19 protein-coding genes and 3 pseudogenes are annotated in these 23,574 nt (G+C 66.6%); 11 read left to right on the top strand and 11 right to left on the bottom strand.

Going from position 1 to position 23,574, the window contains the following annotated elements:
- Positions 1–13: 13 nt before the first annotated feature.
- Positions 14–1,114 (bottom strand): glycosyltransferase family 4 protein, encoded by a 1,101-nt coding sequence (locus ACNKFW_RS19730; protein WP_043869996.1) that lies wholly within the window; start codon positions 1,112–1,114, stop codon positions 14–16.
- A 324-nt stretch (positions 1,115–1,438) separates the two neighbouring features.
- Here ACNKFW_RS19730 and ACNKFW_RS19725 point away from each other — a divergent pair, with 324 nt between their 5' ends.
- Positions 1,439–2,371, top strand: coding sequence for an IS5 family transposase (locus ACNKFW_RS19725; RefSeq protein WP_179921185.1), 933 nt, complete (start codon positions 1,439–1,441; stop codon positions 2,369–2,371).
- 192 nt (positions 2,372–2,563) lie between these two features.
- On the opposite strand, the pseudogene ACNKFW_RS19720 reads toward ACNKFW_RS19725, so the two are convergent.
- Together ACNKFW_RS19720 and ACNKFW_RS19715 are read right to left on the bottom strand one after the other, a co-directional pair.
- A pseudogene (locus tag ACNKFW_RS19720) lies at positions 2,564–2,830 on the bottom strand (M48 family metallopeptidase).
- A gap of 124 nt (positions 2,831–2,954) precedes the next feature.
- Positions 2,955–3,422, bottom strand: a complete 468-nt coding sequence (locus tag ACNKFW_RS19715; RefSeq protein ID WP_074991435.1) for a MarR family winged helix-turn-helix transcriptional regulator — start codon at positions 3,420–3,422, stop codon at positions 2,955–2,957.
- Between the two features lie 88 nt (positions 3,423–3,510).
- On the opposite strand from ACNKFW_RS19715, the gene ACNKFW_RS19710 reads away from it, so the two are divergent.
- Genes ACNKFW_RS19710 through ACNKFW_RS19695 form a run of 4 tightly spaced genes read left to right on the top strand, consistent with a single transcriptional unit; the run spans position 3,511 to position 9,292 of the window.
- Positions 3,511–4,473, top strand: coding sequence for a quinone oxidoreductase family protein (locus ACNKFW_RS19710; RefSeq protein ID WP_074991433.1), 963 nt, complete (start codon positions 3,511–3,513; stop codon positions 4,471–4,473).
- Between the two features lie 34 nt (positions 4,474–4,507).
- Positions 4,508–5,050: a DUF4405 domain-containing protein gene (locus tag ACNKFW_RS19705; protein WP_409928740.1), complete on the top strand. Its 543-nt coding sequence runs from the start codon at positions 4,508–4,510 to the stop codon at positions 5,048–5,050.
- Between the two features lie 45 nt (positions 5,051–5,095).
- A complete protein-coding gene (locus ACNKFW_RS19700) occupies positions 5,096–6,220 on the top strand; it encodes an efflux RND transporter periplasmic adaptor subunit (RefSeq protein WP_074991430.1) in 1,125 nt (374 codons plus the stop codon).
- Positions 6,221–6,232: 12 nt separating this feature from the next.
- Positions 6,233–9,292, top strand: coding sequence for an efflux RND transporter permease subunit (locus ACNKFW_RS19695; RefSeq protein ID WP_418025738.1), 3,060 nt, complete (start codon positions 6,233–6,235; stop codon positions 9,290–9,292).
- Positions 9,293–9,470: 178 nt separating this feature from the next.
- Here the strand turns inward: ACNKFW_RS19695 and ACNKFW_RS19690 are convergent.
- Positions 9,471–9,752, bottom strand: a pseudogene (locus ACNKFW_RS19690) (transposase); the annotation flags it as partial.
- Between the two features lie 103 nt (positions 9,753–9,855).
- Here ACNKFW_RS19690 and ACNKFW_RS19685 point away from each other — a divergent pair.
- Together ACNKFW_RS19685 and ACNKFW_RS19680 are read left to right on the top strand one after the other, a co-directional pair.
- Positions 9,856–10,755, top strand: coding sequence for an IS5-like element ISPpa3 family transposase (locus ACNKFW_RS19685; protein WP_418025736.1), 900 nt, complete (start codon positions 9,856–9,858; stop codon positions 10,753–10,755).
- On the top strand, positions 10,718–11,173 hold the full coding sequence (locus tag ACNKFW_RS19680; RefSeq protein ID WP_418025734.1) for a hypothetical protein: 456 nt from the start codon (positions 10,718–10,720) through the stop codon (positions 11,171–11,173). Before ACNKFW_RS19685 ends, ACNKFW_RS19680 begins: the two co-directional genes overlap by 38 nt.
- 57 nt (positions 11,174–11,230) lie before the next feature.
- Here ACNKFW_RS19680 and ACNKFW_RS19675 read toward each other — a convergent pair whose 3' ends face one another.
- The 5 genes from ACNKFW_RS19675 to ACNKFW_RS19655 are packed head-to-tail and all read right to left on the bottom strand — an operon-like array spanning position 11,231 to position 16,013.
- Positions 11,231–12,160: a glutaminase gene (locus ACNKFW_RS19675; protein WP_418025732.1), complete on the bottom strand. Its 930-nt coding sequence runs from the start codon at positions 12,158–12,160 to the stop codon at positions 11,231–11,233.
- Between the two features lie 20 nt (positions 12,161–12,180).
- Complete coding sequence (locus ACNKFW_RS19670) at positions 12,181–13,209, bottom strand: NAD/NADP octopine/nopaline dehydrogenase family protein (protein ID WP_418025730.1); 1,029 nt, start codon at positions 13,207–13,209, stop codon at positions 12,181–12,183.
- 14 nt (positions 13,210–13,223) lie between these two features.
- Positions 13,224–14,624, bottom strand: coding sequence for an FAD-dependent oxidoreductase (locus ACNKFW_RS19665; RefSeq protein WP_114669504.1), 1,401 nt, complete (start codon positions 14,622–14,624; stop codon positions 13,224–13,226).
- Positions 14,621–14,911, bottom strand: a complete 291-nt coding sequence (locus tag ACNKFW_RS19660) for a (2Fe-2S)-binding protein (protein WP_010400215.1) — start codon at positions 14,909–14,911, stop codon at positions 14,621–14,623. The genes ACNKFW_RS19665 and ACNKFW_RS19660 overlap by 4 nt, the downstream gene beginning before the upstream one ends.
- Entirely contained in the window at positions 14,892–16,013 is a 1,122-nt protein-coding gene (locus ACNKFW_RS19655) for an NAD(P)/FAD-dependent oxidoreductase (protein ID WP_010400216.1), read from the bottom strand. The genes ACNKFW_RS19660 and ACNKFW_RS19655 overlap by 20 nt, the downstream gene beginning before the upstream one ends.
- A gap of 230 nt (positions 16,014–16,243) precedes the next feature.
- Here ACNKFW_RS19655 and ACNKFW_RS19650 point away from each other — a divergent pair, with 230 nt between their 5' ends.
- Positions 16,244–17,803 carry an ABC transporter substrate-binding protein gene (locus tag ACNKFW_RS19650; RefSeq protein ID WP_010400217.1) on the top strand — a complete coding sequence of 520 codons (1,560 nt, stop codon included), beginning with the start codon at positions 16,244–16,246 and terminating at the stop codon, positions 17,801–17,803.
- A gap of 72 nt (positions 17,804–17,875) precedes the next feature.
- Here ACNKFW_RS19650 and ACNKFW_RS19645 read toward each other — a convergent pair whose 3' ends face one another.
- Positions 17,876–18,823 (bottom strand): LysR family transcriptional regulator, encoded by a 948-nt coding sequence (locus ACNKFW_RS19645; RefSeq protein ID WP_010400218.1) that lies wholly within the window; start codon positions 18,821–18,823, stop codon positions 17,876–17,878.
- A gap of 257 nt (positions 18,824–19,080) precedes the next feature.
- Here ACNKFW_RS19645 and ACNKFW_RS19640 point away from each other — a divergent pair, with 257 nt between their 5' ends.
- From ACNKFW_RS19640 to ACNKFW_RS19630, 3 genes are read left to right on the top strand one after another with little or no spacing between them, the layout of a single operon-like run.
- Positions 19,081–20,019 carry an ABC transporter permease gene (locus ACNKFW_RS19640; protein WP_010400219.1) on the top strand — a complete coding sequence of 313 codons (939 nt, stop codon included), beginning with the start codon at positions 19,081–19,083 and terminating at the stop codon, positions 20,017–20,019.
- Positions 20,019–20,888, top strand: coding sequence for an ABC transporter permease (locus ACNKFW_RS19635; protein ID WP_010400220.1), 870 nt, complete (start codon positions 20,019–20,021; stop codon positions 20,886–20,888). Before ACNKFW_RS19640 ends, ACNKFW_RS19635 begins: the two co-directional genes overlap by 1 nt.
- Positions 20,889–20,898: 10 nt before the next feature.
- Complete coding sequence (locus tag ACNKFW_RS19630) at positions 20,899–22,722, top strand: ABC transporter ATP-binding protein (RefSeq protein ID WP_010400221.1); 1,824 nt, start codon at positions 20,899–20,901, stop codon at positions 22,720–22,722.
- 28 nt (positions 22,723–22,750) lie between these two features.
- Here the strand turns inward: ACNKFW_RS19630 and ACNKFW_RS19625 are convergent.
- A pseudogene (locus ACNKFW_RS19625) lies at positions 22,751–23,511 on the bottom strand (IS5 family transposase).
- Positions 23,512–23,574 lie beyond the last annotated feature (63 nt).

Below are 23,574 nucleotides of genomic sequence, written 5' to 3'. Positions count from 1 at the left end.
CTCTCCTTCGCACTCATTCCGCTGCATGCAGGACATGGGCCCCATGGCCGCCGAGCATATGCGGGAGCGGCATCGTAACAGCCTCGACGCCCGGCAGCCCGCGATAGATTTCGACATAGTCGCGCGCCATGCGATCTGCGGTGAAGCGTTCTTCGAACGTCTCGCGCACGATTCCTCTGCTGATACGGTCCAGCTTGCTGACGGCCGCGACAGCGTCCTCCAGCGAGTGCACGACATAGCCGGTCAGCCCTGGCTCCACGATCTCGGGCACTGAGCCATTCGCCCATGCGATTACAGGCGTGCCGCAGGCCATGGCCTCGATCATCACCAAGCCGAAAGGTTCGGGCCAGTCGACCGGGAAGAGCAGCGCCCGCGCGTTCCCGAGAAATTCGGCCTTTTGCTTCTCGTTGATCTCTCCGATGAACTCGACATTGTCGTGGGCGTCGACCATAGGCGCGATGATCTCTTCCCAATACTTGCGATCCGCATCGCCTATCTTGGCGGCGATTTTCAGTGGCATCCCCGCCCGCGCCGCAATTTCGATGGCGCGGTCCGGGCGTTTCTCCGGCGAAATCCGTCCGAGGAAAGCAAGATAGTCTCCGTTCGGGCGTTCGGTGAAGGGCAGCAGAGTCTTGGGAAGACCGTGATAAACTGTTCCTGCCCAGTTCACGAAGGGCAGCGGACGGCGCTGATCGTCCGAGATCGAAACGAGCGGATAGTTCGGGAAGGTCGCATAGAAGGGACGAAGATCAGGCCCGTCGAGCCGGCCGTGCATGGTCGTCACCATGCGATCGGCGAATGCGCGCGCCATGGGATAGTGCAGGAAGTCGATGTGAAAATGCAGCACGTCGAATTCATCGGCCCGCAAGCGGACTTCCTCCAGCATGGCGACGTGCCAAGGCAGCGAGTTCTTCACGTTCGGATCGAGCCGGAGCGCTTCCTTGCTGCACGGGACCAGGTGGGCCTTGGTCCGGCTGTCGCCGCTGGCGAACAGCGTGACTTCATGGCCCTGCCTGACCAGTTCTTCGGTGAGATAGGAGACGATCCTTTCTGTTCCCCCATAGAGACGCGGCGGGCAACTTTCTTCCAGCGGTGCGATCTGTGCGATCTTCATCGGCAAAACCTCCTCTTCTGAGCGAAGCCTCAACAATGGATGCGAGAAGGTCGTCTACGATCACCCCGCCTGGGCATGACCGCCGGATTTGGCATCTCGAATTCGGACAGTCGTGATACAAGATCACTGCCATCCGCCGGACCATGGTTCCGGAACGCGAGATGGCCTTGCCCGGCAAAACCTCCTGCGCAAAACAGCGATGTCAGATAGCAGGGAACCCCTGCGAAAAGTTCAGTTAGAAATCGACTTTGGAGTTTCAACGGCTCTGTTGCACAAATCCCGTCAGGGATTCAGATCGTGAATCCAGGGTGGTAGCTGTGATGTATGAGCAGACCCACACCGCCAACCTACAGGACCAGAAACTGGCCAGCCTACAATGAAGCGCTCAAGCGCCGGGGCTCGCTGACGATCTGGTTCGACCCCGAGATGAGCTGGGATGCCGTGCCGACGGGGAGGCGTGGCCGCCAGCAGACCTACAGCGATACTGCCATTCAGAGCTGCCTGACGATGAAGGTGCTATTCGGCATGGCGCTCCGGCAGACGACCGGGTTCGTCGAGAGCCTGCTGCGTCTGGTTGGCCTCGACTGGACGGTGCCTGACTTCAGCACACTGTCCCGCCGCCAGAAGACCTTGGCTGTGAACATCCCGTATCGCGGCTCCAAAGGGCCGCTGCACCTGCTGATCGACAGCACAGGAATCAAGGTCGAGGGCGAAGGCGAGTGGCACGCTCGCAAGCATGGTGGCCCCAAACGGCGGGTCTGGCGCAAGATCCACCTTGGGATCGACGAGGAAACGCTAGAGATCCGGGCTGTCGAGATCACCGGGAGCAACGTCGGCGATGCGCCGATCCTACCTGACCTTCTCGACCAGATCCCGGAGGACCAGGAAATCGGTAGCGTCACGGCAGATGGCGCCTACGACACGCGCAAGTGCCACGATGCGATTGCAGATCGCGGAGCCCATGCCGTCATCCCACCGCGCAGGAACGCGAAGACCTGGAAGACCATCACCGCTGGAGCCGTCGCGCGCAACGAGGCCCTCCGGGCGTCCAGGTATCTCGGCCGCACCCTGTGGCGACGATGGAGTGGATACCACCGCCGGAGCCGCATCGAGACGAAGATGCATTGTGTCAAACTGCTGGGCCAGCGGCTCATGGCAAGGGACTTCGACCGTCAGGTCGCCGAGTTCCAGATCCGCATCGCCGTCCTGAACGGCTACACCGCGCTCGGCATCCCGGTCACGGAAGCTGTAGGATAAGTCTGTCCGGGGAGGGGGTAACCGCGCCCATCACCTGAGTTATGCAACAGAGCCGATATTCTCCGGACCTGTTGACTGCGCGGATTTGGTAAATTTCTCATAAGTGCATGTAGTTGCTGAAAAAACCCATGCTGCCGGAATTGCTTGGATTGGGGTCGCGTTTGCGTCTGTCGCGACCGGGTTCGGCAGTTCTCAGGCCATGGCCCGTTCCAGTCTCTGCTTCCGGCGCTCCCAGTCGGGCAACACCTTGTCGAGGAGATCGAAGAAGGCTGCCCCGTGATCGGGTTCGGCCACGTGGCAGAGTTAGTGGGTGATCACGTAGTCGATGGCATCGACCGGCGCCTGCACCAGACGGGGGTTCAGCAGCAGGCGTCCCGCCGGCGACATGGCCCCCCATCGCTGTCGGATCTGGCGCACGATGAGCCCCTTCGGCCTGAATGCCTCGGGATCCGGGAACAGACCGAGACAGAGTTCGATCCGCTCCGGAAACTTGATGTGGGCCCGGTCCGAGTATGCGATCCCGACAGTTCCGCTGGGGAACGGCGGCGGCGTTCGGAACCGACGCGGCCGCGGCAGTTGCGACTCAGCCTGCTCTTCCGGCGATCATCGCCTGCAGCAGGTCGGCGAGATGGCGCCGGTCCTCGGGTCCCAGCCCGGCGATGACCGGCCGCAGGGCCGTCTGACCCTGGCGGCGCAGCTCGGCGACCAGCAGCGCGCCGCTTTCGGTCAGATGGACATCGGTGGCCCGCCGGTCCTCGCGGCTCGGCGCGCGTGCCACGAGGCCGCGCTTCTCGGCCCGGGCGATCAGGCCCGACATCGTCTGCTTCTCGAGCCCGAGATAGTCGGCAAGGTCCGTCATCCGCAGCCGCCGGTCCCACAGAATGCCAAGGACGCGCATCAGGGACAGCGACAGGTCGTGTTCGGCTCCGATCCGGGTGATGGCAGCCATGACGATGAAGGCGGCCGTGACCAGGGCGTCGAGCAGATGAGCGTCCCGAGGGCTGTCCTGACCGTTGTCCGAAGTGTCCTGAGGCGGGGCGTGATGCTGCATGGCAGATCCTCTTGACTTGGTTCGTATTGCGAATTATTTAGTTCACCATACGAACCATATCAACCCCGTGACCGAAAGGAAAGGGCGCATGAAAGCCGCTGTTGTCTCTGCCTTCGACCGTCCCCCTGCCTGCCTCGAGATCGCCGAGCCCGAGGTCGGGCCGCGCGGCCGGCTGCCGGTCAGGGTCCTGGCCGCCGGTCTGCATCATGTCACCCGCGGCCGGGCGGCGGGGCTGCACTACTCGGGCACTGGCGAGCTGCCCTTCGTCGCGGGCATGGACGGGGTCGGGCGCGGCCCGGACGGCCGGTTGCGCTATTTCGTGCAGGGCCCCGGAGAGCCGGGCACGATGGCCGAACGCACGGTCATCGATCCGCATCACAGCATCGTCCTGCCCGAAGGCAGCGATCCGGTGCTGATCGCCGGCGCGATGAACCCGGCGATGGCCTCCTGGCTGGCCCTGCGCTGCCGCCTGCCCGCGTTCCGCAGCCGATGGCCGGTCGGCTGGCGACGGCAGGTCGTGGTTCTGGGCGCCACCAGCGCTTCGGGGCAACTGGCGGTGCAGATCGCCCGGCATCTGGGTGCCGCGCGGGTGATCGCCGCCGGGCGCGACCGCGCCAAGCTGGCCCGGCTGGCGGCGCTTGGGGCCACCGACGCCGTGGCGCTCGACGACGAGTCCCTGGGCGAGATCGCCCGTGGCGCCGATGTCGTGCTCGATTTCGTCTGGGGCGAGACGGCGGCGCGGATGATGGAGCGCATGCTGCGGCACCGCGCCGACCCGTCGCGGCCGCTGGACTGGATCCATGTCGGATCGCTGGCCGGCGATGTCGCGCCCCTTCCCGGCGCAGTGCTGCGCTCGGCCCGGTTGCAGGTCATGGGCAGCGGGCACGGCGCGGTCTCCGGGCGCGAGATCCTGCGCGAACTGCCCGAACTGGCCCGGCTGATCGCGCGCGGCACCTTCCGCGTCGACGTGCGGCCCATGCCGCTGAGCGCGGTTGAACAGGTCTGGAACGAGACCGCCCCGGAGGCTGGCCGCATCGTCTTCACCCCCTGACGGCTGGTCCGTCCGCTTCCCGAAAGGAAACCCCATGCCCCCCTTCCGATCGATCGGCCTGCGCAGCTGGGCCACGCCCCTGACCATCGGGTCCTTCCTGCTGATGGCCGTCACCGGTGTGCTGATGTTCTTCGACATCGTGCCGGGCTATGTCAGCTTTGCCCATGAATGGGCCTCCTGGCTGTTCCTGCTGGGAGTGGTGGCCCATGTCGCGGTGAACCTGCGGCCCTTCCAGCGGCATCTCAAGACGCGCGGGGGGGCGGTCAGCGTCACGGCCTTCGCCCTCGTCCTTCTGGCCTCGCCGATTTCCTTCGGCCGGATCACCGCGCCGCAGCTGAAATGGCCCGTCTTCGAGAAGCTGGTCGAGGCGCCGCTGACTGCCGTCGCGGCTGTCGCGGGGCTTTCGACCGAGGTGCTGCTGGCGATCTACGCGCGACACGGCATCGACGCGCAGCCCTGGCAGAGCATCAAGGACCTGTCCGAGGCCCACGGCGAAGATGCCTTCCATCTCGTCGGGATCGCCTTCCTGCGCCAGGACCTGGGCGGAGAGGCCCCCGCTCTGCCTGCGGCCGATTGACCGGGCCCGGCAGCCGTTCAGCGCATCCTGAAAGGAGCATCCGTCATGATCCTGCATCGCAAGACTCTGGCCGCCGCCCTGACGGCATCGCTTCTGGCCCTGATCGGCCTGGCGCTCGGCTCGGTCGGGGGCGAACCAGCGCCCCAGGCAGAGCCGCAGGACCGACCGGCGCCGGTTCTGACCGTCCGGCTGGTCGAGCCGCGCATCGAAGAATGGCCCGAGCACCTGTCGGCGGTGGGCAGTGTCCTTGCCTGGCAGGAGATCAGCATCGGTGCCGAGACCGGCGGCCTGCGCCTGGCGCGACTGCTGGTCGAGGCCGGGGATCGCGTGACGGCGGGACAGGTGGTCGCCGAGCTTGCGGGCGGCACGATCGCGGCGGACCTGCTGGCCAGCCGGGCGGCGCTGCGGGAAGCCGAGGCCGCAGCGGCCGAGGCCCGGCGCGCGGCCGACCGGGCCCTGGCCCTGAAGCCGGGCGAGACGATCTCGGCCTCCAGCCGCGACCAGCTGCTCGCGGCCGCCGAAATGGCGACGGCGCGGCTCGAGGCGGCCCGGGCGCGTGTCGAGGCCGACCGGATGCGCCTGGACTTCGCCACGATCCGGGCGCCGCACGACGGGCTGATCAGCGCGGTCAGCGCGCTCGAGGGCACGGTGATCCAGCCGGGCCAGGAACTCGTGCGGCTGCATCGCGATGCGCGGCTGGAATGGCGGGCCGATCTGCCGGCTGCCGATGTGCCGAGGGTCAGGCCGGGAATGGTGGTGCGGCTTTTCCTGGGCCGGGGCATGCAGGCCGAGGGACGGGTGCGCAGCCTGTCGCCCCAGATCGATGCCGCCTCGCGCATGGCGACGGCGCATGTCGATCTCCAGCCGACGGCCGGTCTGCTGGCCGGCATCTTCGCGCGCGGCGAGATCGAGATCGGATCGCGCGCGGTCCTGACCCTGCCCGAGACCGCCGTCCTGCTGCGCGACGGCTATTCCTACGTCTTTCTGGTCGAGGACGGCATCGCCCGCATGCAGAAAGTGACGACCGGCACGCGAAGGGACGGTCGGGTCGAGATCGGCCAGGGCCTGCCGCCCCGGGCGCAGGTGGTCGAAAGCGGCGTCGGCTTCCTGGCGGACGGCGTGGCGGTGCATGTGCCTGCGCCGGGCGGCACCGCCCGGTCGGGCAGCTGAACGGAGGGGGCGATGAACATCTCCGACTGGTCGATCCGCAATCCCGTTCCCTCGGTCCTGCTTTTCGCCCTGCTGACCATCGGCGGGCTGCTGGCCTTTCTCGATGCGCGCGTGCAGAACTTTCCCGACGTGGACCTTCCCTTCGTCTCGGTCACGACCACGGTCCCGGGCATGGCCGCGGCACAGGTCGAAACCGAGGTCGCCGCTCGGCTGGAAAACGCCATGGCCACGATGCAGGGGCTGCGGCATCTTCACACCGTCGTCCAGGACGGCGCCGCCATCGTCTCGGCCGAGTTCCGGCTGGAGAAGCCCTCGCAGGAGGCGCTGGACGACACCCGCGCTGCCGTGGCCCGGGTCCGTGGCGATCTGCCGGCCGCCGCGACCGACCCGGTGGCCCGGCTGATCGAGTTCCGCAACACCCCGATCCTGACCTTCACGGTCGCCTCCGACCGGCTGGATGACGAGGCGCTGTCGCGCTTCGTGGACGAGCAGGTGACGCGCCGGCTGATGGCCGTGGCGGGGGTCGGCTCGGTCGCGCGGCTGGGCGGCGTCTCGCGCGAAGCCCGGGTCGAGCTCGATCCCGACCGGCTGGTGGCGCTGGGGCTGGGCGCGGCGGAGGTCTCGCGCCATGTCGCGGGGCTGCTGGTCGATGCCCCGGGCGGCCGCGCGCGCCTTGGCGAGGGCGAGCAGAACCTGCGCGCCACGCTCGACATCCGGACGGTGGCCGATCTCGGCGCGCTGGACATTCCCCTGCCGGGCGGACAGGTCCTGCGTCTGGACCAGCTGGCCAGCAGCATCACTGACGGCGAGGCCGAGCGGCGCAGCGGCGCGCTTCTCGACGGCAAGCCCGTGGTCGGCTTCCAGATCCTGCGGGCGATCGGCGCGGGCGATGTCGAGGTCGCCGAGGCCGTGCGCGCGGCCGTGGACGAGCTGGCCGAGGCCTATCCCGACATCCGCTTCGTCGAGGCCTTCAATTCGGTCGAGCCGGTGAAGGAGAACTATCACGGCAGCATGTCGCTGCTCTATGAAGGCATTGCGCTGACGATCGTGATCGTGGGCCTGTTCCTGCGCGATCTCCGCGCCACCTTCATCTGCGCCCTGGCGCTGCCGCTCTCGATCCTGCCCACCTTCCTGTTCATGCAATGGATGGGCTACACGCTGAACATCATCACGCTGCTGTCGCTGTCGCTGGTGATCGGCGTTCTGGTCGACGATGCCATCGTCGAGGTCGAGAACATCATGCGCCACCTCCGGCTGGGCAAGACCCCGCGCGAGGCCGCGCGCGAGGCCGCGGCCGAGATCGGCATGCCGGTCATCGCCACGACCTTCACGCTTGTGGCGGTCTTCCTGCCCACCGCCTTCATGCCGGGCCTGCCGGGCAAGTTCTTCGTGCAGTTCGGCTGGACCTCTTCGGCGGCCGTGCTGGTGTCGCTGCTCGTGGCGCGGATGCTGACACCGATGATGGCGGCCTACATGCTGCGTCCGGCCCGCGACACGCATCGCGAGCCGGTCTGGATCGCCCCCTATCTGCGCCTGGCCCGATGGTGCCTGGGGCACCGCGCGGCAACCATGACCCTGGTCGGCCTCTTCGGCCTTGCCAGCTTCGTGCCCCTCTTCTCGGGCGCGACGCAGGGCGATTTCATGCCGGCCAGCGACCTGTCGCAGATCCGCATCACGGTCGAGCTTCCCCCGGGCAGCACCTATGACCAGACCCTGGCGACCGCAGAGGAGGTGCGCAGCGCCGTGGCCGGGCATCCGCAGGTCGTCGGCGTCTTCACGGCCATCGGCGCGGGCGGCGCCTCGGATGACCCGGGGGCCGGTGTGCCGGAGGCGCGGACGGCAACGCTGACCGTCAGCCTGACCCCGCGCGGCGACCGTCCCGGCCTGACCCAGCAGGACATCGAACGCGAGCTGCGCGAGGCCGTGCGGAACGTGGCGGGCGCCCGGATCGACGTGGTGTCGGAAGAGACCTACACGCTTGTGCTTTCGGGCGAGGACAACCGGCTGCTCGAGGAATACGGCGCCGTGGTCGAAAAGGCCCTGCGCGGGCTGGCGGGCATCGGGAACGTCACCAGCAGCGCCAGCCTGCAACGCCCCGAAATCGTCATCCGGCCCGACAGCCTGCGGGCGGCGGAACGCGGGGTCAGCACCGAAGCCATCGCCGAGGCGGTGCGCGTGGCCACGCAGGGCGATCTCGACCGCTTCCTGCCCAGGCTGAACCTCGGCCAGCGCCAGGTGCCGGTGGTCGTTCGCATGACAGAGGATGCGGCTTCCGACATCGAGGCCGTCGGCCGCATTCCGGTCTCGGGCTCCAAGGGGCCGGTGCTTCTGCACGAAGTCGCCGAGCTTGCCTTCGACAGCGCCCCGGCACAGATCAACCGGCTCGACCAGCGCCGCAACGTGACCTTTGTCATCGCCCTGAACGGCCTGCCGCTGAGCGAGGTGCAGGCCAGGGTCGCCGAGATCCTGCCCGGGATCGACCTGCCCAGAGGCATGATCCTCAGCGAAAGCGGACAGGCAGAGACCTCAAACGAACTGGGGCGCGGCTTCGCCCTGGCCATGGGCGCGGGCGTGGCCTGCATCTACATCGTCCTCGTGCTGCTCTTCCATGCCTGGGCGCAGCCCCTGACCATCCTCGGCGCCCTGGTCCTGTCGGTGCCCGGAGCCCTGCTGGCGCTGTTCCTGACCGGCACCAACCTCAGCATGCCGGCAATGATCGGCATGGTGATGCTGATGGGGATCGCGACGAAGAACTCGATCCTGCTGGTCGAATATGCGATCACGCTGCGCCGCGACGAGGGGCTTGGCCGGCTCGACGCGCTGCTCGACGCCTGCCGCAAGCGGGCACGCCCCATCGTGATGACTACTTTCGCGATGGGCGTCGGAATGCTGCCCATCGCCCTGGGGCTGGGGGCCGATCCCAGTTTCCGCGCGCCGATGGCCATCGTGGTGATCGGGGGACTGATCACCTCGACGCTGCTCAGCCTGCTGGTCATTCCGGTGCTCTACACGCTGATCGACGACCTCGCCGGACTTCGTCTGCGCCGAAGACCCCAGCCGGTCGCCGCCTGAACCGCGCGGCCGCGCCGGTCACCGGAGCCGCGCCCGACCTTCCGGCCGGGATTCCCGGGCCGCAGGCGGATTGACGGGTTGTGTGCCCCCTTTCCAAACTGCCACCCCATCACGTCCGATGTCGCCCTTCAGTCAACTGGAGCGGAAATCAGAGACGCTTCGACTCTAGGCTCAGGACTCATAGCCAATAAATGACGAGCGCCGCGAGTGCGATGGCGGAGAGGAAGACCTTTGGGCATCTGTCGTATCGGGTCGCCACACGTCGCCAATCCTTGAGCCTGCCGAACATGATCTCGATGCGATTGCGCCGTTTGTAGCGTCGCTTGTCGTATTTCACGGGCGTCTTGCGCTGCTTTCGGCCGGGGATGCAGGTGCGTATCCCTTTGTCTTTCAACGCGTCTCTGAACCAGTCGGCGTCATAGCCCCGGTCCCCGAGCAGCCATTCCACGTTTGGCAAGCTACCGGCGTTGTTGCAGAACTCCGTTTTCTGAGGGATTCACACTGCGAATCCAGTGGGCTAAGGGGCGAGTATGAGCAAGCCTTAGCCGACCCGCTACCGCACGATGAACTGGAAGTCCTACAACGATGCCTTGAAGCGGCGCGGGTCCCTTCTGATCTGGCTGGACAAGGACATGGTTTGGCGCGCACCCAAATCCGGATGCAATGGTCGGCCGCCGGTCTTCTCTGATGCCGCGATCCAGTTCTGCTTGATGGTGAAGGTTCTGTTCGGCCTGCCTCTCCGGCAAACGACAGGGATGGTGGCGAGCATCCTTTCGATGGCCGGGCTCGACTGGCGGGTGCCCGATTTCTCGACCCTGAGCCGCAGGCAGAAGCGCATCACGGTTCAGATCACGAGCCGCCGTGCGCCGGGGCCGCTGAACCTGCTGGTGGACAGCACCGGGATCAAGTTTCTTGGTGATGGGGAATGGCTTGCCCGCAAGCATGGCCCGCATCGCCGACGCCAATATCGTAAGGTTCATCTGGCGATGGACACGGCTACAGGTGACATCCGCGCCGTCGAATTCACCACAAGCCGTGAAGGCGACAGCCCTGTTCTGCCCGACCTGCTCAACCAGATCCCAGAGGATGAACAGATCGGCACCGTCACCGGCGACGGTGCCTTTGACACCCGACGCTGCCACACCGCGATCCTGGATCGAGGCGGCACCGCCATCATCCCGATCCGGCGGAATGGCCGTCTCTGGAAGGAGGATTGCCCCGCCGCCAGGGCGCGCAACGAGATCCTCCGGGCAACCCAGCGCTTGGGCAGGGCCATATGGAAGCGCTGGTCAGGTTATCACGTCCGAAGCAGGATCGAGGCAAGGATGCGCTGCCTCAAGGCCTTCGGTGAACGCATCTCATCACGAGACCCGGACCGCCAGACCGCCGAAATCCATATCCGCATCGCCCTCATGAACCGCTTCAATGCCCTCGGATCCGCCGAGATCAAACGCGTGGCATGAACTCAACGCGAAAAGGGGAAACTGCGCTCACACACTGACTTCTGCAACAACGCCCATCAAGGCGCTGGCTGTCGAAATCGACGAGGGGATGCTGTCGAAAGACCGGGCGGCCGATGTTTTCGGCATCGTCTTTGCCGCGGATGGCAGCATCGACGCCCAGGCCACTGCCGCCGCGCGACAGGGCCGCGCCGGCACCGGCCAGCCTATGTTCTCGTTTTGCGACGAACGGCACCGGCAGGATCAGGTCTGGCCGACCGAGCTGCGCCGCAAGCTGGCCTCACGGGCACTGGATTTCGACCTGCGCAACCGCAGCAAATTGGTCGGCTACGTGCACCGCCGGATGATGGATCAGGGCCGGCTTGTCGACGAGGCGCTGCTGGAGGACGTGATCGGGCAGGAATACGCAGGACTAGTCTGACGCACACATGAATATAGCTTGTCCCCGGCCCGACAGGGTCGGGAATTCGCAAGCCCTTTAATCCACCGCAAACATGGACAGTTTGGCGCGCTCGGACAGCATCTCCAACGCGGCCAGCCCCAGTTTCGAATTTCCGTAATCATCCAGCCCCGGCGACCAGACCGTGATCGAGGCCCTGCGCGGCACGATGGCCAGGATGCTGCTGCCGACCCCGCTTTTCGCCGGGATGCCAACGCGAAAGGCAAACTCGCCCGAGCCGTTGTAATGCCCGCAGGTCGACATCAGCGCATTGATGCTGCGCAGGTGGGTCGGCGCGATCACCGTACCGCCGGGCTGGACGCCGGCCAGAAACCGCCCCGAGCGCGCCAGCTGCGCGCAGGTCATCGCGATGGCGCAATGGTGGAAATAGGTGCCCAGCGTCTCGTCGCATTCCTGCGTCAGGTTGCCATAGGCGCGCAGCAGATGCGCCAGTGAGAAATTCTTGTGCCCGGTACGCTTTTCCGAGGCCGCCACCGCGCCGTCGATGAAAATGTCGTCGTCCGATGCGGCGTAGCGCACGAAATGCAGGATCTCGGCCAGCGTTTCGCGCGGCGAGCCCGAAACCAGCAAACTGTCGGTGACGACAATGGCGCCCGAGTTCACGAAAGGATTGGCCGGGATGCCTGCGCGGGTTTCCAGTGCCTGTGCCGAATTGAAGACATAGTTGGACGGCTCGCGTCCGACTCGGTGCCAAAGCTGATTGCCATGCCGCCCCAGCGCGATGGCAAGCGTGAATACCTTCGAAATGCTCTGGATCGAAAACGGCGTGGCGTGGTCGCCCGCGCTGATCTGACTGCCGTTGGCTACGCAGACCGACAGCGCGCAATACCGCGTGTCGACATAGGCCAGTTGCTCGATGTAATCGGCGGGCCTGCCGCGGTCATCGGCCTGCCCGACGGCCTCGAGAATTTTGCCAAGGATCGCTTCTATGCGGCTTTTGTCGCCCATTGCGGTGATTTGGGGAACGGCTATCTTGGCTGGCCCGGCGCTTTTGGCAACTCCACATCATCCAGGATGTCGTTCTGCGCCGCGAAATCGCAGCCATAGCAGGCGTCGATCAGTGCGATGGCGCTTTCGTGCAGCGGGGCCGGGACGCCAGCAATCCGCGCCAGCGCCACGGTCGGGACCAGGCCGAAGGGTACGTCCTCGGTGACATAGCGGGTGTCGGCGCTTTTCGGTCCCAGCGGGTCGGTGCCGGCGGCGACGCGGGACTGATACAGCGCCTCGACCGAGGCATGGCCAGATGCCGGATCAAGCTGCGGTGCCAGCGCCTTGCCGAAACCGGCGGCGATGGCCAGCCGCTCGGCGTCCAGCGCCGCCATCAGCCGCCCGACGCCCTCGGTGACCATGCTGTTCTGGTGCCAGGTCTCGGCCCGCTCGATCCGGGTCAGATTGCACAGCACCATCGCCAGATGCACCTGCGGGTTCAGGTTCGACAGCGCGATCTCCAGCAGATCGGCTTTCAGCCGGAACCGGTCGCCGAACAGCGTCCGGCAGGTCGCCAGCGCCGCCTCGGCTTGGCCCGCCGGGATCACCGCCATGTCTACCCTGGGCCGCAGCGTGCCGATGCGGATATGCGGCGCGTCGGGCGCCTTGCAGGTCATCGCGGTGGTGTTCCAGGCGATCAGCGGGATCTCCAGCCCGCGTTCGGCCAGCCGGCGCGCAAGATAAAGGCAGGCAAAGGACAGGTGGCCGCTGAAGATCACCGTATGCTGCGCGGTCAGATGCGGCAGCAGCGCGTCCATCGCCATGCGGTGGCCGTTGGCGGGCAGGGCCAGCACGATGACCTGCGCTAGCGCCAGTTCGGCGGCATCGCGGGCGCGGCGCAGTGGGAATTCACCCTGCAAGGCGCCGCTGACGCGCAGCACATCCTGCCCCTGGAAGGCGGCAAGGCTGCGGCCGCTGGGCGACCACAGGCGCGCGTCGTGGCCGGCCTGGGTCAGATAAGTCAGATAGGCCTTGGCGATATTGCCCGCGCCGACGATCCCGACCCGCATCCGCTGTCCTTCCTTCATGCTTCGCCCAGGGCGCGCGCCTCGCCCAGCGTGATCGGCTTCAAGGGCGCGCGGATGTTGAGGTAACCGACGCTGCCCATCGGCTGGCCATGCGCCTGCGCCACCAGTGCCGCGACCGTATAGCCGCATTGCCGGCCCTGGCAGGGGCCCATGCCGGCGCGGGTGGCGATCTTGACCTGGTTCGGGTCGCGCGCGCCACGGGCGGCGGCGGCGCTGATCGCCCCGGCACTTTGGCATTCGCAGCGGCAGACCACGGTGTCGGGGGCGGGCAGGAACACCTCGGGGCGCGGACGATAGAGCGCGTCCAGGAAAGGCCGCATCGCCGCCAGCTTGCGCAGCACCTTGCGGGCCGGCGCGGCGGCATCATTGGCGCGGGCACCGTCCAGCGCCGCCAGCTTGCGGGCGATGCCCAGACCGGCGATGCGGCCCAGTTCCACCGCCGCATCGGCGCCCAGGATGCCGCCGCCGTCGCCGGCGACGAAGACGCCCGGCACCGAGGTTTCGCCCCAAGCGTCCAGACGCGGCACGAAACAGGCCTGATCCTCGCGCCAGTCATGCGCGCAGCCCAAGGCCATGCCCATGTGGACCGAGGGCACGACGCCTTCATGCGCCAGCAGCAGTGCGGCCTCGGCCTCGATCCGCTGGCCCTTGGCGGTGGTGAATCGCAGGCGTTGCAGCCGGCCGTCGCCGATCGCCTCAAGCCCATGCGCGGCCTTGTAATGCGGCACGCCATGCCGCCGCAGCTTGCGCAGCCAGGACAGGCCCTTGAGCAAGCCCTTGGGCGAACGCAGCAGCGACGGCGCCATCGGCAGGGCGCGGCGGAAATTCGCGGCGGGCGCGGTGTCGATAAAGCCCGCGATGCGGCCGCCCTGATCCAGAAGCTGCGCCATATAAAGCAGCGGCAGCGGCCCGGTACCCGCGACCCAGACCGGGCCGTCGGGGATGCTTTGCACGGTTTTCAGCAGGATCTGCGCCGCGCCGACCGTCATCACTCCGGGCAGGGTCCAGCCGGGAAACGGGTTCGGGCGTTCCTGCGCGCCGGTCGCTAGCAGCAGGGCATGGCCGTCGATGCGGCGCGAGCGGCCGTCTTGCGACAGGAAGACGCGAAAGCCCGGCTCGATCTGCCAGACCTGCGCGCCAAGGCACAGCTCCGCGCCGCTTTGGCGCAGCGCCTGGGCGGTGGCGGCGCCCTTCAGGTAATCCGGCCCCAGCGCGCGGCCGATGGCGGTGCCGGCATTGCCCTCGATCCCGCGCCAGATCTGGCCGCCAAGGGCCTTTTGTTCGTCGATCACGCAGACGGCCAGGCCCTGCGCGGCCGCCGTCGCCGCAGCGGTCATGCCGGCGGGACCGGCGCCGATGACGATCAGGTCGTAATTCCGGGTCGCATCCAGGCTCATGGCTGTTCGCTCGATATCAGGCGCTCGATCCGCATCCCGTCCTGGACGGGGATCAGGCAGGATTGCACGGCGGCCGATCCGTCGATGCGGACCAGGCATTCAAAGCAGACGCCCATCATGCAATAGGGCGCGCGGTCCTCTCCGCTGACCGGGTTCGAGCGGGCGCGATAGGGGCTGAGCCGGGTCAGGACGCTGGCGACCGTCTCGCCGGCAAAGGCGGCGGCGGGGGTCCCGTCCACGGTGACGCCCAGCGTGGGGGGGGCGGCGTCAGGAACGCGCTTGAACATGGAATCGCTCCGTCCCGAAGGGTTGCAGCACCGGGGCCATGATGCCGGTCGAAACCGCCTCGGCGAGTTCGTTGGCGTGAAAGGCGGCCAGGGTCACGCCGGAATGGCAGATCACCGCGAAGGCGCCCGGATGGCGGTCGGATTGCGCATAGACCGGCGCCTCGTCGGGCGACAGCACCCGCAGCCCGGCCCATTGTCGCACGATCACCTTGTCGGCCAGCGCCGGAATGATGCGGGTGGCGCGGGTCGCCAGCTTGGCGGTCGCCTCGGCGGTGGTGTCGGTGTTGAAGCCGACATCCTCTTGCGTGGCGCCGATCATCACCGTGCCTTCGCGGGTCTGGCGCAAGCCGCTGGCGGGCAGCGGCAGGAACGGGGCCATGCGCTCGGTCACCAGGATCTGACCGCGCTGCTCATGCACCGGGATGTGGAGCCCCAGCGGCAAGGCCAGCGAGGCGGTGCCGTGGCCGGCGGCAACGACGACGCGCTGGCATTCGAAGCGTGCCGCGCCGGTCTCGACGGCAAAGCCCTGGGCCAGCGGTGCGATGCCGCGCACCGGATCGGCAAAGCGCAGCCGCCCGCCCATCCGCCCGACCGCGGCGTGCAGATCGGCCAGCAGGTGCAGCGGGTTCGAATGGCCTTCGTCATGGCCGAAGCTGGCGCCGACCACCTCCGGACCCAGCGTGACGCCGGGCAGCAGCCGCTCGAGCGCGGGGCGCTCGACCATCTCGGCATGGCGGTTGCTGTGGCCGCTTTCGCGGGCGATGCGGTCGTTCAGCGCGCTGCGCTTTTCCCATTCGGCCTCGCCCAGGCAGAACACCAGCCCGCCCTTTTGCTCGTAATCCAGCGGCAGGCCGGACCTTTCGCGGACATCCTGCGCGAAATCGGCCCAGGCCAGCGCACTGGCGCGGCTGACCGCCTGGTATTCCGGAAAGCCCGCCCCCTTGCTTTGCACCCAGACCAGGCCGAAATTGGCCTTGGAGGCGCGGAAATCGTTGTTGTTGCCGTCGATCAGCAGCACGTCATGGCCCCGGCGCAGCAGCCCGAAGGCAATGGCCGAACCGACGACGCCGCCACCGACGATGATGATTTCAGCGGTTTCCATCCCTGTCCTCCCGAATTCCCGGTGGACGCTAGCCAGCGCCGGATTAGAAGGCAAAGTGGGAAATTTTCGTGCATTATTCGCCGCGGTTATATCAACCCGCGGCCCTCGCGGTATAACCCAGGCGGATACCGCACCAATCAACCTGCATTTGACATGATGGGTCTTCCTGCCCTGTTTAAGGGCCGAGGAAACCCGCCGCGGCGATGCGCGGCCAAGGGGAGGAACTACGGATGAAGATGACGGGTAAAGCGGCGCTCTGGGGCAGCCTTTGCGCCTTGACGCTGAGCGGGATGCCGGCCCTGGCGCAGGACACGGTGCTGCGGGTCGCGGTGCAGGCCTCTGATATAGTGACGCTGGACCCGCACCGGGCCACCACGGTCAATGACAAGGGGCCGGTCGGCTGGCTGTTCAACGGCCTCGTGCGTTTCCCGCCGGGCAGCGCCGATCCCGAAAAGCTGGAACCGGACCTGGCCGAAAGCTGGACCAGCTCGCCCGATGGCAAGGAATGGGTGTTCAAGCTGCGGCCGGGCGTCAAGTTCCACGGCGACTGGGGCGATGTCACCGCCGATGACGTGGTCTATTCGCTGCAGCGCGCCAAGGACCCGGAACGGTCGTCCTTTGCCGCCGGCTACGAGGCGTTCAAGACCATCGAGGCGGTCGATCCGCTGACGGTGCGCATCGTGCTGGACCATCCGGTGCCGGGCTTTCTGGGCCTGGTCGCCAATTATCACGGCGGCAATATCGTCAGCAAGAAGGCCGCCGAGGCCGAAGGCGCCGATTTCGGTGAGAAGCCGGTCGGCACCGGGCCGTTCGAATTCGTCCAGCACACCACCCAGCAGAACGTCACCTTCGAAAAGAACCCGGACTATTTCCGCGGCGCGCCCAAGATCGACCGGATCGACTATCGCATGATCCCGCAGGATTCCAGCCGTGAGCTGGCGTTTTCCTCGGGCGAGTTGGACCTGATCGCCGGCAAGCGCGAACAGCGCTGGGTCGAACGCTGGCGCCAGCAGCCCGGGGCCATCGTCAACGTGTTCGGGCCGGGCGAATACCGGATGCTGCACCTGAACATGACCATCCCGCCGCTGGACGATCACCGCGTGCGCGAAGCCATCGCCCGGGCCGTGAACGTCGATGACATCGTGGCCTTCGTCGGCGCCGACGTCGGGCCGAAGGGTTGCTCGGTGGTGCCGACCAATTACCTTGGCGCCGATTGCACCGGCTGGGATTACCCCTATGACATTGAAAAGGCCAAGGCACTGCTGGCCGAGGCCGGGCATCCGAACGGGGTGACGGTCAAGGCCGTCGTCTCGAGTTTGAACGCGCAGCTGCCGATCATGGAGGTGATCCAGGCGCAGCTGGCCGAGGCCGGGATCACGCTGGACATGCAGGTCGTCGATCACCCGACCTATCACGACATGATCCGCAAGGATGTGTCCGGCGTGACCTTCTATGGCTCGGCCCGCTATCCGATCGCCGATACCTTCCTGACCGAGTTCTTCGATTCCGCCGCCATCGTCGGCAAGCCGACCGCGATCACCAATTTCTCGCATTGCGCGGTGGCCGATGCGCCCATCGAGGCGGCGCGCGCGGAACTGGATCCCACCAAGCAGCTGGCCGACTGGTCCGAGGCGCAGCGGCTGATCCATCAGGAGATCTGCGCCATCCCCCTGTTCACCCTGCAGCAGGTCTGGCTGCAAAGCGACAAGCTGGACCTGGGCTACAAGCTGGAAGGCGCGCTGAACCTGGTGCCGCCGATCACCGAGGCGAGCGTGCTGAAGGCGGAATAGGGCCGCAACCTCCCTCCCCACACCATGCGGTCCGGCCCCGGCAGTCACTCCGACTGCCGGGGCCCTTTTCGGTCAGGTTCGGGGCTGGGGAACCCCGGCCACGGCCCGGGCCTCGAAGTCGCGCGACACCTGGCGCACGCAGTCGAGAAAGGCCGAGACCAGCTTGCGATTGCGGCCGCCCTTCATCCGGCACAGCTTGAAATCGCCGCGGTCGGCCCCGGCCAGCGGGCGGATCACCACCCGGTCGCCCAGCGATTCGCGATAGATCGGGTGCATGATCGCGATGCCCATGCCGCCGGCGACCAGCTCGCCCAGGGTCTGGGCGGTCGCGGCCTCGATCGAGACATTCGGGGTGAGGCCGCCAGCCTCGAACAGCCGGTCGTGCACCAGCCGGGTATGGCCCCCCGACATGAACGAGACGATGGGCGTGTCGCCGATATCCTCGATCGCCACCACCGCCTGCGCGGCCAGCGGATGGTCGGGCGGCATGAAACAGGCCAGCGGCAGGTCCAGGATGCGCTCGGCCTCGACATGGTCATCCTCGAAATGGCCGGTCAGGATGCCGACATCCAGATGGCCGCCGCGCATCCAGTCGAACAGGAACTGCGAGCTGCGGGCGTGGATGGTCAGCGCCACATCGGGATAGGCGCGGCGGAACTCGGCCACCACCGCGCAGATGAAGCGGCCCGACAGCGCCGGCAGCACCCCGATCACCAATTGCCCGCGTTCCTCGCGGCGCAGGTTCTCGGCGATGCGGCCGATCTGGTTCAGCCCGGTAAAGATCCGGTCCACCTCAAGATAGAATCGCGCCGCCCGGTCGTTGGGCGTCAGCAAGCCCTTGCGGCGCTCGAACAGGTTGAAGCCCAGGTCGGCCTCGAGGTTGGACAACAGCTTGCTGGCGGCAGGCTGCGACATGTGCAGCAGCTCGGCGGCCCGGCTGACGGTGCCGGCCTCGATCACCGCCTTGAAAACCTCGATCTGTCTGAGCGTTGGCTGGCGATAGCTTCGCTTGCTGGCCATAGGCATAACCCGGATGAATACCAAAGGGAAAATTCGGTCTTTGGCTACATAGCCCTTGTGGCGTTATTCCATCAAGATCAAAGGGGGAGGGCTGCGACCCTCGGAGGGTTTTCCGCATTTGCGCGCGCGTTGCGGCGTCTGTCGTTTCGCCGGCGAAAACCGGTCCATCGGGCTGGCGCAAGACGCCGTTCCCCCTGAAAGCTGCGGACAGGGCCAGCGGCCCGACCCGCTGACCGAGGAACAGGGAGAGGGGCGCAATGCTCAACTATGTGATCCGCCGCCTGCTGCTTGCGATCCCGACGCTGCTGCTGATGCTGACGGTGGTCTTCGTGCTGGTGCGGCTGGTGCCGGGCGATCCGGCGCTGACCATCCTGGGCGACCAGGCGACCGAGGAATCGCTGCGCGTGCTGCGTGCCCAGCTTGGGCTGGACCAGCCGATCTATATCCAATACCTGCACTTCGTCACCGACATGACGACGGGCAATTTCGGCATCTCGCTGACCAGCGGCCGCACCGTGCTGCAAGAGGTGGCGCTGGTGCTGCCCTATACGCTGGAGCTGACCGCCGCCGCGCTGCTGCTGGGCGTGGTGCTGGGCGTGCCGCTGGGCGCCACCGCCGCGATCTATCGCAACTTCTGGCCCGACTATTTCAGCCGCATCCTGTCGCTGGTCGGGCTGTCGTTTCCGGCCTTCGTCTCGGGCATCCTGATGCTGCTGGCTTTCGCCGTGCATCTGCGATGGTTCCCGGTCATCGGTTCGGGCGGAAGCGGGCTTGCCGACCATCTGCGCAACCTTGCGCTGCCCGCGATCAACCTTGGCCTGATCATGATGGCCTATATCACCCGCGCCACCCGCGCATCGATGCTGAACGTGCTGAACGAAGATTACGTCCGCACCGCCCGCGCCAAGGGCGTGCGCCCGATGCGGCTGATCATGCGCCACGCGCTGCGCAATGCGCTGATCCCGGTGGTGACCTTGGTGGGCCTGTATTTCGGCACGCTGATCGGCAATTCGGTGCTGACCGAGATCGTCTTTTCGCGGCCCGGCCTCGGCAAGCTGATCCTTGGTGCGCTGAACGCCCGCGACTATTCGCTGCTTCAGGGTCTGATGGTGGTCTTTGCGACCTTTGTGATCCTGGTCAACACCCTCACCGACATCGCCTATGGCCTCGTCGATCCCAGAGTGAAGCTGAGCTGATGACCGTCACCGACACCATTCCCGCCCCCCGCCGCCGCAGCGCCTTCTGGACCGCCTTCAGCCGCAACCGGCTGTCCTGGATTGGCCTGGGCCTGCTGCTGATCATCGTCGGCGCTGCGGTATTCGCGCCGCTGATCGCGCCCTATGATCCGCTGAAGCAGAACATCATCCACCGGCTTCAGCCGCCATCGGCCGAGTTCTGGCTGGGCACCGACACCTATGGCCGCGACGTGCTGTCGCGCATCCTTTACGGCGCCCGCATCTCGCTGGTGATCGGTCTGGTGGCGGTCGCCATCGCCATGGTCATCGGCTCGGCCATCGGCATCCTGTCGGGCTTCATCGGCGGCACCTTCGACCGCGTGGTGATGAGCGTGCTGGACGTGATGCTGTCCTTTCCGACGCTGCTGCTGGGCCTGATGGTCGCGGCGATGCTGGGGGCCAGCTTTCAAAACCTGATCATCGCCATCGCCATCACCGAGATCGCGCCCTTTGCCCGCGTCGCCCGCGCGCCGACCATCTCGCTGAAACAGCGCGACTTCATCGAGGCCGGCCGCGCCATGGGCTTCAGCCGTGGCCGGCTGATGGGGCGGCACATCTTCCCGAACATGGTGTCGGAAGTCGTGGTCATGGGCTCGATGTGGATGGCAAGCGCCATTCGCACCGAGGCGTCGCTCAGCTTCATCGGCCTGGGGGTCGCGCCGCCGACGCCGACCTGGGGCAGCATGATCCGCGAAGGCTTCGACAATATCCTGGACAGCTGGTGGCTGGCGGTGTTTCCCAGCATCGCGATCCTTCTGACCGTGCTGGCGCTGAACATCCTGGGCGACGCCTTGCGCGATGCCATCGACCCCAAGACCCGCGTCGAGTGAAAAGGCAGGCATGATGACCGACCAATCGCAGAACCCCGTCCTCGACATCCGCAACCTGCGCACCGAGTTCCGCGTCGGCGGCGCCTGGACCCCAGCGGTCAAGGACCTGTCGCTGAAAATCCGCCGCAACGAGACGGTCGCCGTGGTCGGCGAATCCGGCTCGGGCAAGTCGGTCACGGCGCTGTCGATCATGCGGCTGCTGCCGGCCTACGGCGCCCGCATCGCCAAGGGCCAGATCCTGTTCGACGGCGAGGATCTGACCCAGAAGACCGAGCGCCAGATGGCGGCGATCCGCGGCGAACAGATCGCGATGATCTTTCAGGAGCCGATGACCTCGCTGAACCCCACCATGACGGTGGCGCAGCAACTGGGCGAATCGCTGCGCATCCATCGCGGCATGTCGCAGGCCGACGCGACGCGCGAGGCGCTGGCGCTGCTGGAACGCGTCCGCATCCCCGCCGCCGCCCGCCGGCTGCACGAATTCCCGCACCAGTTTTCCGGGGGCATGCGGCAGCGGGTGATGATCGCCATGGCGCTGGCCTGCAAGCCCAAGCTGCTGATCGCGGACGAGCCGACCACGGCCCTGGACGTGACCGTGCAGGCGCAGATCCTGGAGCTGATCAAGGAGCTGCAGGACGAGGAAAACATGGGCGTCCTGTTTATCACCCATGACATGGGCGTGGTGGCGGATGTGGCCGACCGGGCATTGGTCATGCGCCGCGGCGACGTGCTGGAAGAGGGCAGCTGCATCGACATCTTTGCCCGCCCCGCGCATCCCTATACTCGCAGCCTCATCCATGCCGTGCCGCAGCTTGGCTCGATGGGGGCGTCCGACAAGCCGATGCCCTTCCCGGTGATGGACGAGGCCGGGCAGGAAACCACCCCCGACCTGGCCGACGGCACGGTCGACCCCGGCGCGGCGCCGATCCTGCAGGTCCGCAACCTGACCACCCGCTTCGACATTCGCGGCGGCATCCTGCGCCGGGTGCGCGGCCGGGTCCATGCGGTCGAGAACGTGTCCTTCGACCTGCGCCCCGGCGAGACGCTGGCGCTGGTCGGCGAAAGCGGCTGCGGCAAGTCCACCACCGGCCGCACGCTGCTGCATCTGGAAAAGCCGGTCGCCGGCGAGGTGGTGGTCGAGGGCAAGCGCCTGTCCGATCTCTCCGAGGCCGAATTGCGCAAGCAGCGCTGCCGGATGCAGATGATCTTTCAGGATCCTTTCGCCAGCCTCGACCCGCGTCAGAGCGTCGGCGACGCCATTGCCGAGCCGCTGCTGGTCCACGGCCTGGCTAATGCCGGCAAGTCGCGCGAGATCGTCGACGGCTTGCTGACCCGCGTCGGCCTGTCGCCGGCGGTGCGCGAACGCTTCCCGCATGAATTCTCGGGCGGCCAGCGCCAGCGCATCTGCATCGCCCGCGCGCTGGCGATGCGGCCCAAGCTGATCGTGGCGGACGAATCCGTCTCGGCGCTGGACGTGTCGGTCAAGGCACAGATCGTCAACCTGATGCTGGAATTGCAGGCCGACCTGGGCCTCAGCTACCTGTTCATCAGTCATGACATGGCGGTGGTCGAACGCATCAGCCACCGCGTCGCGGTGATGTATCTGGGCGAGATCGTCGAGATCGGCCCGCGCTCGGCGATCTTCGGCAACCCGCAGCATCCCTATACGCAAAAGCTGCTGTCGGCGGTGCTGCTGCCCGACCCTTCGCAACGCCGCCAACGTCGCAAATTGTCAAGTGACGAGATTCCCAGTCCAGTTAGAGCTGTCGATTTTATCCCCGCGACAAGGAGGTTCCGTACCGTCGGACCTGAGCATATTGTGATGCAGGTTTGATTGTGAACGGTTTTGGGAAGCCTTTAGGTCATGTTGACAAATGGCGGAGCCAGAGGCGGATCGACGTGATGTCGATGAAGCCCAGGAAGCTTTCGGCGGTCTTGTCGTAGCGGGTGGCGACGCGACGGGCATTGTTGAGCTTGTTGAAGCACCGCTCAACGAGATTGCGCAGGCGGTAGAGCCTGCGGTCAACGGCGACCCGTAGCTTCCGGGTTTTGCGCATGGGGATGACCGGCACCACGTCGCGCACCTCCATGGTCTTGCGGATGTTGTCGGAGTCGTAGCCGCGGTCTGCGAGCAGAACGCTTGGCTCGGGCAGGTTGTCAGCCATGACCAGATCGAAGCCGAGGTAGTCCGATGTCTGCCCGGCCGTGATCTCGGTTCTCATGGGCAGGCCTGCCGCATTGACCCGCAGATGGATCTTGGTCGTGAAGCCACCTCGCGAGCGGCCGAAACCTTGGCGCGGAGTCCCCCTTTTGCGCCCGCTGCCTGATGATGAGCGCGAACCACGGTGCTGTCGATCATCTGCAGCGCATCCGGCACGATCCGGCTCTCGTTCAGCGCCTCCAGGATCTGTTCCCACAGCCCCGCCAACGTCCAGCGCCGGAACTGCCGATAGACAGACGACCATTTGCCGAACTCTTCCGGCAGGTCGCGCCAGGGCGACCCCGTTCGGGCGATCCAGAAAATCCCATCCAGAACAAGCCGATGGTTCGTGGGCTTGCGGCCGTTCGGAGAACGGACAGCCAGGATGAAGCGTTCAAAGAACGCCCACTCGTCGTTCGACATCAGGTTTCGTGCCACGCTGGTCTCCATTGCAGATACCAGCTTGAATCACGATCACCGCGCCCG

This window comes from Paracoccus sp. TD-10, assembly GCF_048270675.1.
Taxonomy (GTDB): Bacteria; Pseudomonadota; Alphaproteobacteria; order Rhodobacterales; family Rhodobacteraceae; genus Paracoccus; species Paracoccus pantotrophus.
The sequence above is the reverse complement of the archived record's forward strand: the minus strand, read 5'-3'. Positions and strand labels throughout refer to the sequence as shown.